The following is a 10,698-nucleotide window of genomic DNA, read 5'->3' as shown; positions in this document are numbered from 1 at the left end:
CGGGGTGCGCGCCCCGGGGGGGGCCCCCCGCGCGCCCGCCCCCCCACCACCCCCTGCTCATCGCTCGGCACAACTAGTGGGGTCGGCGATGACTCTTGATCGCAGGGGACCGGTCGCTGTTCACGGCGGCCCCGACAGGCGACGTTGCCCAGCTCGGCGGTGACTTCTTCCACGCCGTGGTGGGCTGGCGGTGCTGCTGGTCCCACTGGCCTTGAACATCTACAAGCCGCGCGGGATGACACGCTACGGCTGGCGCCGCCTGCAAGGCCGTCGCGCCGCTAGTCCACGCGTGTGATCTGCACCGTCAGTCCCCATTGTGGCGTGAGCGAGGTTTTTGGGACGGCCCCCATTGCAGCGCGGTGTTGCGCAGTGCCGTGTCCATACCGTTACTCTTGGGCTCGCTATGAACCTGACACGTGCCCCTCGCTCGCAGCTCGCCGATCCTCGGCGTGGTCTCGCGAGCGTCCTGACGGTCATGTTCCTCGTGCTCGCCGTCCTGGGCGTGCAGGCCGTGTGCAGCGTCCATCTGGACGAGACCGGCCACAGCAGCACGTCCGCGCACGACGCCGTCGGGCAGCACGCGGCGCCCGCCGCAGCGACGGCTTCGGATCAGCCCGCGCACGCGGACTCGGGGCATCACGGCGAAGGCCCGTCCGACTGCGCTGAAGACCGCACGGTGACGGCGCGGTACGACCGGACGATGTCGCCCTCCACAGACCTGGCCGGTGCACCGCCCCTGGCCGTGCAGTGGCTCGTGCCCGGCATCGCGCCGGACGGCCCCCGGGCGCCGTCGGGCCTGGCAGTAGCGGCCGCGCCGTCGCTGCACGCCCTAGGGATCTCCCGGACGTAGACCACCACCTCCCGTCGGCACCACCCCATGCAGGTGTCGACCGGTTCAGCGCGCCTCGAACCCGGGCCGCGCGAGTGGTTCTACTCCGATCCGAAAGGTCCCCGCTTTCATGGAGCCCAACGTCAACCCCAACCCGACCGTGCGCGGTCGTCATCGGGCGGCACGCCGTCCCGTCCTGGCCGCAGCCGCCCGAGCAGCCACCGAGCAGGCCACCGCGTTCGCAGGGCGGACCGCCGTGGTCGCCGCAGCCGGTTCCGGCGTGCTGCTGTCCCTGGTTGCCGCCCCCGCCCAAGCGGCACCAGCCGCGGCGTCGGTCAACACCTCGCTGGCCGGTACCCCCGTCAACGGCGCGCTCAACTCGGTCGACCTGAACGCCTTGACCGCGCAGGCCCGCGAAGCGATCGCCGCAGCCCCTGTCGTGACCGTCGCTCCTGACGCGCAGCTGAAGGTCGAGACGGCTGCCGTCTCGGTCACCTCCGCCGAGGAGAACGACGAGTACCAGGCGCAGCTCGCCTCAGAAGCGGAGGCCGAAGCGGAGGCCGAAGCCGCTGCGGAGGCCGCCGCAGCCGCGGAGGCAGAGGCTGAAGCAGCCGCCGAGGTGGCCGTGGACATCCCGGCCTCGGCCAAGGGCTCCGCGATCGTGTCCATCGGGATGCGGTACCTCGGAGTGCCGTACCTCTGGGGCGGCTCGACCCCGGCAGGGATGGACTGCTCCGGGTTCACCTCGTACGTGTTCGCGCAGGTCGGGATCAACCTGCCCCGCACCTCCTCGGAGCAGCGGTACGCGGGAACCGAGGTGCCCTGGTCCCAGGCCCAGCCCGGTGACCTGCTCTGGTCGCCCGGCCACATCGCGATCTACGCCGGTGACGGCATGCAGATCGAGGCCCCCGTCCCGGGCAAGACCGTCCGGTACACCCAGGTCTGGCAGTCCAACCCGGTCGTCCTTCGGGTCGCTTGACTCACCCGGTGTGAGGGGCGGGCGGCCTGCCCGCCCCTCACACCGCCCACCGGGCGGCGTGCTCGGTCATTCGGATGCCCCGGTACCACTTGAGCCGAAAGTTCCCATGCACACTCACGTCGGTCTCACTCAGACAGCGGGCGCGACGCCGACCCGCCGCTCCCGACTGCCCGTGACGGGTGTCGTCGTACTGTCGATGCTGTTGCCGCTCGTGCTCGGCCAGCTACCCGCGGCCGCGCACGCCGGACTGCTCTCCTCCACACCCACGGCCGGGGTCACACCGTCCCCGTCGGAAGCCCAGGTGCTGGACCGGACCGGGCTGAGTTCTGGCTCCGCGGTCTCCGCGGCGCGCTCATCGGAAGCGGCAACGAGCGAACACCACCCCACTGTGGCGGGGGTCCCGACCCCGATCGCTGTGCCCGTAGGCGCGATCATCCTCGTACTCGTGACCCTTCTGGCGATCACGGCACTCACGCGGCGTCGTCATTAGGGTGCCCCAGGCAAAATCGATCTGAGGAATGACCACCACAGCGGCGAGCAAAAGACGGCGATCCGACCCTGGGTGCCTATGAGTCGTAGTGCGAGAAATTGGCTGGAGGGCGTCGACTCCGCAACTACTATGTTCCATAGTAGTAGGCTGGAGTGGAGTCCGTCAGTCACGAGGAGGAACGCGTTGATAAGTGCCACTGGTCTCGCCGGGCGTGCAGGCGACGCGCCCGCAACGATGCTGCGCGTTCGTGGTCGTCGTCGTGCTATCACGGCACTCGTTGTGAGCCTGACCACGGTCGTCGCCGGATGTGCCGCTCCCTCTGGTGCAGGTCAGGTCGCAGAGCAGGGCTTCGTGTCCGGTGACGGTTCGGTACGGACCTGGGACCCCGGTGACCGTGACGGTCCCGTACGGGCCACCGGGAACGACTTCGAGGGAGTGGAGATCGACACGAACGACTGGGCGGCCGACGCGCTCGTGCTGAACACCTGGTACGCCGCGTGCCCGCCGTGCCGCGCCGAAGCGGCGGACCTGGCATCCATGTCCGAGCAGCTCGAGGCGGACGGCGTGCGATTCCTCGGGATCAACACTGAGGACGAGGCGCCGACCGCGCAGGCTTTCGAGCGCACCTTCGACGTTCCTTACCCGAGCATCGAAGACCATAGTGGTCGGGTCGTGGCCGACCTGAACGGTGTGGTCCCGCTGCAGGCGGTCCCGACCACCGTGGTGGTGGACGGCGACGGGATGGTGGCCGCGCGCGTCATCGGACAGATCGACCGGTCCACGCTCGAGACGCTGGTCGAGGACGTGCTCGCCGAGGACCCCGGCTCCGAGGGCGCAGCATCGGGGGACGCCTGATGATGACTGGTCTGGCCGATCTGGCGTTCAGTGGCTCGATGCTGCTCGCCGTACCCGTAGCGGTCCTCGCCGGTGCGGTGTCGTTCGCCTCTCCATGTGTGCTGCCGCTCGTGCCCGGGTACGTGGGCTACGTGAGCGGGATGGCGGCGTCCGGTGCGACTCTCTCGGGTTCGCGAGGCCCGATATCGGCTCGCCGACCGGGCTTGTCCGGCCGCGCCCGGGTGCTGCTCGGCGTCGCGCTCTTCGTGCTCGGCTTCACCGCCGTGTTCGTGTCGCTCATGGCGGCAGCAGGCGCAATTGGCGCGTACCTGGTCCGCTGGGAAGACGTACTCACGCGTGTCCTGGGCGCCGTCGTGATCCTGATGGGTCTCGCGTTCCTCGGCGCGGTCCCGTTCCTGCAGCGTGAGGCGCGGCTGCACGTCGGCCCCCGCGCCGGCCTGTGGGGCGCGCCGCTGCTAGGCATCGTGTTCGGGCTGGGCTGGACGCCCTGCATGGGGCCGACCCTTGCCGCTGTGCAGGCGCTGGCCCTGGACGAGGCGTCGGCCGGGCGCGGGGTGGGCCTGGGCCTGGCCTACAGCCTGGGGCTCGGCGTTCCGTTCTTGTTGGTGGCGCTCGGCCTGGGGTCGGACCGGATGCTCGGGTTCCTACGCCGGTACCGGCTCGCGATCATGCGGGCCGGCGGCGGGATGCTGGTGCTGATCGGCCTGGCCCTGGTCACGGGTCTCTGGAGTTACCTGACCGGCCAGATGCAGGGGTGGATCGGCGGGTTCGAGACGCTCCTGTAACACGTGCCGATACGGGTCGGGGTCAGAGCCAGGTGTGGGTGCCCTCCATGAGCAGATCGGCCCGCAGCTGCTGGCGGACTTCGAGCAAGACCAGCAGCACGAGGGCGACGGTGATCACCCGGCGCCGTCGGGCGGGAGTCGACCCGATCTTCATCGTGAGCCAGCGCTGGGTGACCAAGCCGACCCCAGCCCGGGCGACCACAACCAGCGCGCCGTACACGATCACGATGCTCAACGGGTTGTAGCGCCACGCCTCGGCAAGGTTCCCTTGCGCGGCGTACCGGGCCGTGCGGGTGCCGCCGCAGAACGGGTCCATGATCCCGACCAGGTGTAGTGGTCCGTGCAGGTCGACCGGAGGCAGGCCAAGCGCGACCATCATGGCCGCGGCCGCGAGGGGGACGCCGCTCCGGCTGTCAGCCATCGGTGGCCACCAACTTGCTCGACTCGGAGGCGGAGGAAGGGGGCCGTGGCTGTCGGCATGCGAGGCCCTGGTCAGTGGAGAGAAGCGTCGATCTACTATCCTGCATAGGGTATTCCGGCAAGACGGGTCGGCAAGGTCGGTGACGGATGGGGGCAAGGATGCGGAAGCTGGGTGACCTGGAGGCGCTCGTGATGGAGCAGCTCTGGGCTTCGGGCGAGCCGCTGTCGGTGCGCCAGGTCCTCGAGGCGCTGTCAGGAGGGCGGACCCGTGCCTACACCACGGTGATGACGGTGCTGGACAACCTGTTCCAGAAGGGTTTCGTCGAGCGGGAGCGTTCCGGCCGGGCTTACGTGTACTGGGCGACGCAGGGTCGTGCCGCGCACACTGCTAAGGCGATGGAGGATGCGCTGGCCAGCGGTGGTGACCGCGGCGCGGCGCTGATGCACTTCGTCGAGCAGCTCACCCCCGAGGAGTCCGCGCAGCTCAGGGCGCTTCTCGGCGAGGCGAGTCCGTCGTGACGACCGCACTGCTGCTGCTCCTCGCGTTCGTTGCCCTCGGGATGGTTGCCGGGCACCTGCTGGTGCAGGCCCCGTGGGCGGCGTCCGCGCCGCGGCTGGCGGTCGCCTCCTGGCACTTGCTCGGTCTCGCCTCGCTCGCGTCGGTGCTGCTGGTGGGCTTGGCATCGGCTCTGCTGGTGGTGCCACCGAGCATGGTCGACGCGCTGGGCGACTTCCTTGCGCACTGCGCGCTGGCTCTGCGCTCCGAGGTCATCGGTCCGCACGGGGTCGTTCTCGGCGTCGCCGGGATGCTGCTGGCTCTTGTGGTCACCGCCCGGCTGCTAGGCAGCCTTGCCCGGGAGTCCAGGCGGGCACGGTGGGAGCGGCTCGACCAACTCGATCGGCTCGCGCTCGTTGGGCGCAGGCTTCCGGGTGTGCACCGTGAGGACCGCGTTCTCCTGGACGATGTCCGTCCCGCCGCGTACTGCTTTCCTGGCGGCCTAGCGGGTGGTAGGGGCACGATAGTCGTGAGCTCAGGCGCGCTGGTCCTGCTCGACGACGACCAGGCGCGGCTCGTGCTCGCCCACGAGAGTGCGCACCTGCGCCAGCGGCATCACCTGGCGACGCAGTTGTCCGTGGCCCTGGCGCATGCGTTCGGCAGAATGTGGCTGTTCCGGCGGGCGGCGCAGCAGGTTCCCCGGCTCCTGGAGATGGCTGCCGACGACGGGGCCATGCGCGTCGAACGTGCAACGACCAGAACCAGCGACCGGGCCGTGGTCCGCCGTCGGCTGGCCCACGCGCTGGTGACCCTGGCGGGCGCCCAAGCCGCCCCTGCGCGCGCACTCGCGGCCGGCGGCTCGGCGGCGGCACGTGTCCGCCGGCTCAGCAAACCCAGGCTGCGGCCGCGGCCGGCCGAAGTCGCGCTGTTGGTCACCGGTGTCGGGGTGGCGCTGGCCGAGCTGCTGTTCGTTGCCATCTCGCCCGCCATATGTGCGGCGGCCATGCCGCTCTGCGTGGCCGGGCTGGGCTGACTCGGTATCCGCATCGCCTACTATTCGTTATAGTAGATGCAGTTCAGGTAGTCCTACCGAGAGGCTCAGCCGTGGCTCGACGAAGCTCCGTTGTGATGGCAGTGGCCATCACGCTTGCTATCGGCCTCGTGGTGGCCGCGGTCTTGGTCCTGACAATGAACGATGAGCCTCCTGCCGACGCCGGCGGTGGAGCCCCCGCAGAGATGGAACACATTCACGGGATCGGAATCGATCCCGGCGATGGCGCCGTCTACGCGGGGACGCACTACGGCCTGTTCCGGATCGCTGACGGCAGCGCGACCCGGGTTGCCGAGGTGCAGGACTACATGGGGTTCACCGTCGCAGGACCGGGCCACTTCCTGGCCAGCGGCCATCCCGGGGAAGGCCAGGGCGGCCCGAGCTCGGTCGGGCTCATCGAGAGCACCGACGCCGGCGAGACCTGGGAGACGCTCTCCCTCAGCGGGGAGGCGGACTTCCACGCGCTCGAGTACCGCCACGGCCGCGTGTACGGGCTCAATTCCATGACCGGCCAGCTCCTGACCAGCACCGACAAGCAGTCCTGGGCCGAGATCAGCAGCGCGGAGATCGCGGACTTCGCAGTCAGCCCTGACGACCCCGACGTGCTCGTGGCGACCACCCAGCAAGGCCTGACCCGAAGCACCGACGACGGGACCACGTTCGAAGCAGTCGAGTCAGCACCGGTAATGGTCTTCGTCAGCTGGGCCGACGACGGCACGCTGGCCGGCGTGACCCCGGACGGTGTCGTTTACACGGCACAGGAACCGGCCGGGGAATGGACCGAGCAGGCAGCCCTGGACGGACAGCCCGAGGCCCTGACCATCGATTCGGCCACGCAGATCTACGCTGCCGCCAACGGCACCGTACTCGCCTCCACCGACGGCGGCGCCACATTCCGGCCGATGCTCGATCGGTGAACTGTGCCACGGTCCCGACGACGTGCAGGGGCACGGGTGCAGAAGTCGGCTCCTCGTCATTGCTCACGTGCCGTTCAGTCGGTGTCACCAGCGGGAACCGCCCACGCCGTGGTGCCCGTTCGCCGAGGCTTTCGTCGGCAGGTTGTTCGGGAGCATCGAGGCGCCTCGAGTTTGATCCGCACGATACGTGTCCCGGTCCGACGTCTAGCAGGTTCGAGCGCCGTGCAACTCGTGCTGGTGATCGTGCTGCTTGCAATGACCGGATTTGCCGGCGCTACCGTCGCATCGCCGCCGGCTGTGGCGGTGAGCGTGGGGTCTGCTGTCGAGGCGGGTCCCGGATCCGGCAGCGAGGTTCCAGTCTTGGCCGACGACGACCGATCGCATGCCCACGACACGATCACCCTGCTGTGCCTGTGCGCGCTGGCAGCGGCCGGGATCCTTCTTACCGCAAGGCTACGAACGCCACGCCACTGGCCGCGGCGACGTCCTCAGCGGACTGCACTGCTGCCGCGCTTGTCATGTGCTTCCTCTCCGTTGACGTCAGCAGACCCGTTGTCGTGGGGCGTGTGCCGGATCTAGACCGCGCGAGCGCTCGATGGTGAACGCACCCTCGCCGTGCTGCCTCTTAACCGCTTCGGCGCCCAGTCGGTGAGCGACCGGTTACTTCTCTGACTACTCGAACATGGCCACATGGCCATCGTCGCCATTCAACGGTGATCGGTGACACTGCCGCTGGTTCAGTGTGATCCTTCCGCGCGTGTTCCGCGCCGTCTAGAACTGCCATCGGCCCACCCGCCGCGCCGCGGATTCGGTCGATTCTCTGAAAGGACCCTCTGATGGAGATCTCTGCCCTGAGCGTGCTGCTTGTCTGGTCGACGGCCACCGCCCTGGTGGTAGCGCTCATCGCTTTCGCGATCGACCTGTCACGACAAGCGGAACATCGTGCAGCACCCGTCTTAGCCGGGCTGCCCGTAACCATGGCTCCCCGCCGCGCCGCGGGTGTCGGCGTGTCCACGACGTGGCTAGCCACGATTCTTCTGATCGTGGCAATCGTATTGCGCGGCGTCGCGGCCGGTCGTACGCCGTGGTCGAACATGTACGAGTTCACGCTCGTGGGAGCGTGCGCGTCACTGCTCGCCTTCGTCCTGCTCAATCTGCGTCGAGACGTGCGCTTCCTGGGAACGTTTGTGACAGGCGTCGCGGCACTGTTCCTGGTGCTGGCCGTCAACGCGTTCTACCTACCGGCGACCGGACTATTCCCGGCCCTGCAGTCCTACTGGCTGGTCATCCATGTCGGCGTCGCGGTGGGCGCGGCAGGGATCTTCACCGTCAGCTTCCTCATCTCCTCACTGCAGCTCCTGCGCGACTCCCACGACGACGGCGGCGCACTGATAGGACGGGACAGGTGGCGCTGGCTCGAGAACCTGCCCTCCGCCAACACTCTGGAGGCGCTGTCATTCAGGCTCAACGCTGTCGGGTTCGTGGCCTGGACGTTCACCCTCATCGGCGGAGCGATCTGGGCCGAGAGCGCCTGGGGGCGGTACTGGGGGTGGGACCCCAAGGAGGTGTGGAGCTTCATCATCTGGGTCGTCTACGCGGCCTATCTCCATGCCCGTACTACCCGCGGCTGGGCCGGCCGCAGGAGCGCGTACTTCGTGCTGGTCGGGTACGCCTGCGTGCTGTTCAACTTCACCGTGGTCAACTTGATCATCAACGGCAAGCACTCCTACTCGGGACTGACTGCCGGATGAACGCATTTTCCAGCAAGTTCACGGTTTCCGAAGGCGACGGCAGCTGGAACTCAAAGGCTTGACGCTCCCGCAGCTGTGATTCTGCCGTGAGTTCAGTACAGGCTGACATGCACGAGCCCGTATAGTGAGCGCGCACCACGTGCGACCACCTGGCGAGGTCTCTGAGCCGTAGCGAGCTCTCGCAGTCCGGCACTGAGTGCGTCCATACCGCGAATCGTAAGCGGGCCCTCGAGCTGAGTCGGAGCCCGCTTCGTTGTTCTTCGGGTTCGCCCGCGCGGCGCCGGTGTCCTCAGCCACGCCTTCGGCTGGAGCGCGAGGTCGCCGGGGCAGACGCCGGTCTCGGGTAGGGCGAGTTCGACGGTCGTCACCGCAATCACAGCTCCCACTTCTACGTGGACACTGTCTGATATCTGAAATAGAGCACGTCCGCGTGGCTTCGTAGCTGATCTCAGGGGCCACGGTTCACCGACCGACGCCCGCGATTCGGTCCGAGCCTGGATCACCTGGCGGCCGGGACGAGCGGATCGAGACACATGCAGCGTCTGGAGCTAGAGCCCCTGCAACTCTAGGTGACCGCCGCTGACAACTCAGCGGCACCTGGCTTGGCGCGCCCGACCGAGCCCCAACGCCACCTTCAGAATCGTCTACGGGCGCACCCCACCAGCGCGCGGCAGCCCCGTCATCCAAGGGCCCCTTCGACTACGGGCCTTGGCAGGTACCCCAGGTGGGAGTACTCTCCATCGCAAATGGCAGTGGGCAATGGTGCCCCCGGCCGCGACAGTGAGGGCTCCAATGAGAAGAAGAAGATTGTCTGCGAGTCTATTTGCTGCGCTGATGTTGCTAACGTTCACATCTGTGCCCGCGCACGCCTCCGTGCCAACGACGGCCACACCGCTGCACGACGTGGTCTGTACCTCCACCATCGGAACCCCCTTTAAGTCCACGGCTACGGCGGTCGGGGTCTACGGCGAAGTCCGGTGCAACTATTCACCTGACGCAGCAGTGACCACTGTTCAGTTGCAGCGAAAGGTCAACGGCGTCTTTCAAAACTTCGGGAATCCCGTTAGCAGCTCCAGCACCGCTACGTACCTGAGGATCTATGATGGGGCGGGTGTATCCTCGGGTTGCCATCGCTTTCGGGGTCGGATTCATCGTGAAGCCTTTCACGGAACCTGGGGCTATACAACCAAGTACGGCACGCCCGTGGACATCTGCTTCTGAGAGAGGTGCTGACATCACTTCCTGGCGGGACACAAGACATCGCCTTCAAGCCGGCAACAGGACCATCCTGGTCGAAGCTTCTGATGACTCGGTATACGTTGCGCTCGTTCTCGACGAGGCGTATCCGCTGACGGCTCGCGCACATGCGTTCGTCGTGCGTGCCGACGATGGGCGTGTTCACGAGCTGAATCCTATGCTCGCCGTGCAACTGACAGACGAGCAAGCTCTCTATACCGGTGTAGTCGCTGCAGAAAAGGACGCCCCTCCGTTCGTCCACTTTGTGTTTGCGAAGGGTGTTCCGGGTCGAATCGAGGCAGGCCTAGCTCCCGATGGTTCGCCCGTCGCGGTCGACCTATCCCCTAACGGATGGGGAGCAGCAGTCCAGGCAGCAGATTCGCGTTCACCAGGTTTCGAGTTCTGAGAGCGTTATTCAGTCGCTCGGGCGTGGTCATGTGGACATAGTCGCGTGGCCCGCATCGTTGCTGGTCAGCGTCAGGATTGACATGTAGTGCACGGGCCCTTGCGTCCGGTTTGATCGGGTTGTCGAGACACGATCGAGCCGAACGAAGGACCCGTGCGCTACAACGCTACTACCGGACTGACCCCTGCCCAGAGCACCGAGCTGATCGCCCGCATGTGGCAGGTCCAGACCGCCCGGCCACCCGGTGAGCGGTACGACTTCACGATGCCGTTCGGCAAGGCGGTGGCGATGGTGCTGATCAAGGCTCGGCACAAGCTGGCCCAGCAGCTGACCGCCGACCGGCACGGGACATCCCAGCCGACGGTGTCGCGGATGTGGCGGTATCTGACCTGACTCGTGCCAGGTTAGTCACCCCGTAGTGCGGTGAGGATCTCGGCCGCAGCGGGTGGGATCTCGGGTTGGGCCGTGATGCGGTGGCCGGCG

10 protein-coding genes are annotated in these 10,698 nt (G+C 67.6%); 9 read left to right on the top strand and 1 reads right to left on the bottom strand.

The features are described 5' to 3' along the window. Window positions 1-403: 403 nt before the first annotated feature. From AB0F40_RS26230 to AB0F40_RS26215, 4 genes are all read left to right on the top strand, one after another. Window positions 404-850 carry a hypothetical protein gene (locus tag AB0F40_RS26230; RefSeq protein ID WP_357474946.1) on the top strand — a complete coding sequence of 149 codons (447 nt, stop codon included), beginning with the start codon at window positions 404-406 and terminating at the stop codon, window positions 848-850. A gap of 109 nt (window positions 851-959) precedes the next feature. Further along, window positions 960-1,808, top strand: a complete 849-nt coding sequence (locus tag AB0F40_RS26225) for a C40 family peptidase (RefSeq protein ID WP_357474943.1) — start codon at window positions 960-962, stop codon at window positions 1,806-1,808. A 769-nt stretch (window positions 1,809-2,577) separates the two neighbouring features. After that, entirely contained in the window at window positions 2,578-3,153 is a 576-nt protein-coding gene (locus tag AB0F40_RS26220; protein ID WP_357474940.1) for a TlpA disulfide reductase family protein, read from the top strand. Beyond that, window positions 3,153-3,938 (top strand): cytochrome c biogenesis protein CcdA, encoded by a 786-nt coding sequence (locus tag AB0F40_RS26215; protein WP_357474937.1) that lies wholly within the window; start codon window positions 3,153-3,155, stop codon window positions 3,936-3,938. Before AB0F40_RS26220 ends, AB0F40_RS26215 begins: the two co-directional genes overlap by 1 nt. A 22-nt stretch (window positions 3,939-3,960) precedes the next feature. On the opposite strand, the gene AB0F40_RS26210 is transcribed toward AB0F40_RS26215, so the two are convergent. Beyond that, complete coding sequence (locus AB0F40_RS26210; protein WP_357474935.1) at window positions 3,961-4,359, bottom strand: DUF2752 domain-containing protein; 399 nt, start codon at window positions 4,357-4,359, stop codon at window positions 3,961-3,963. Window positions 4,360-4,517: 158 nt separating this feature from the next. Between AB0F40_RS26210 and AB0F40_RS26205 the strand changes: the two genes are divergently transcribed. The 5 genes from AB0F40_RS26205 to AB0F40_RS26185 all read left to right on the top strand — a co-directional run bounded on the left by AB0F40_RS26205 (window position 4,518) and on the right by AB0F40_RS26185 (window position 10,608). Then, window positions 4,518-4,877, top strand: coding sequence for a BlaI/MecI/CopY family transcriptional regulator (locus AB0F40_RS26205; RefSeq protein WP_357474932.1), 360 nt, complete (start codon window positions 4,518-4,520; stop codon window positions 4,875-4,877). Beyond that, window positions 4,874-5,887 carry a M56 family metallopeptidase gene (locus tag AB0F40_RS26200; RefSeq protein WP_357474929.1) on the top strand — a complete coding sequence of 338 codons (1,014 nt, stop codon included), beginning with the start codon at window positions 4,874-4,876 and terminating at the stop codon, window positions 5,885-5,887. Before AB0F40_RS26205 ends, AB0F40_RS26200 begins: the two co-directional genes overlap by 4 nt. A 203-nt stretch (window positions 5,888-6,090) precedes the next feature. After that, window positions 6,091-6,822, top strand: coding sequence for a F510_1955 family glycosylhydrolase (locus AB0F40_RS26195; protein WP_357474926.1), 732 nt, complete (start codon window positions 6,091-6,093; stop codon window positions 6,820-6,822). An 836-nt stretch (window positions 6,823-7,658) separates the two neighbouring features. Next, window positions 7,659-8,573 (top strand): c-type cytochrome biogenesis protein CcsB, encoded by a 915-nt coding sequence (gene ccsB, locus AB0F40_RS26190; protein WP_357474923.1) that lies wholly within the window; start codon window positions 7,659-7,661, stop codon window positions 8,571-8,573. A gap of 1,795 nt (window positions 8,574-10,368) precedes the next feature. Further along, complete coding sequence (locus AB0F40_RS26185) at window positions 10,369-10,608, top strand: hypothetical protein (protein WP_357474920.1); 240 nt, start codon at window positions 10,369-10,371, stop codon at window positions 10,606-10,608. Window positions 10,609-10,698 lie beyond the last annotated feature (90 nt).

The organism is Promicromonospora sp. NPDC023987 (assembly GCF_040639055.1).
Taxonomy (GTDB): Bacteria; Actinomycetota; Actinomycetes; order Actinomycetales; family Cellulomonadaceae; genus Promicromonospora.
Note: the sequence above shows the minus strand (reverse complement) of the source record. Positions and strands in the feature narration are given on the sequence as shown.

Coding starts and splice junctions, on each gene's coding strand:
- AB0F40_RS26195 (WP_357474926.1), top strand. CDS start 6,091: ATGGAACACATTCACGGGATCGGAATCGATCCCGGCGATGGCGCCGTC.
- AB0F40_RS26215 (WP_357474937.1), top strand. CDS start 3,153: ATGATGACTGGTCTGGCCGATCTGGCGTTCAGTGGCTCGATGCTGCTC.
- ccsB (WP_357474923.1), top strand. CDS start 7,659: ATGGAGATCTCTGCCCTGAGCGTGCTGCTTGTCTGGTCGACGGCCACC.
- AB0F40_RS26205 (WP_357474932.1), top strand. CDS start 4,518: ATGCGGAAGCTGGGTGACCTGGAGGCGCTCGTGATGGAGCAGCTCTGG.
- AB0F40_RS26230 (WP_357474946.1), top strand. CDS start 404: ATGAACCTGACACGTGCCCCTCGCTCGCAGCTCGCCGATCCTCGGCGT.
- AB0F40_RS26210 (WP_357474935.1), bottom strand. CDS start 4,359: ATGGCTGACAGCCGGAGCGGCGTCCCCCTCGCGGCCGCGGCCATGATG.
- AB0F40_RS26225 (WP_357474943.1), top strand. CDS start 960: ATGGAGCCCAACGTCAACCCCAACCCGACCGTGCGCGGTCGTCATCGG.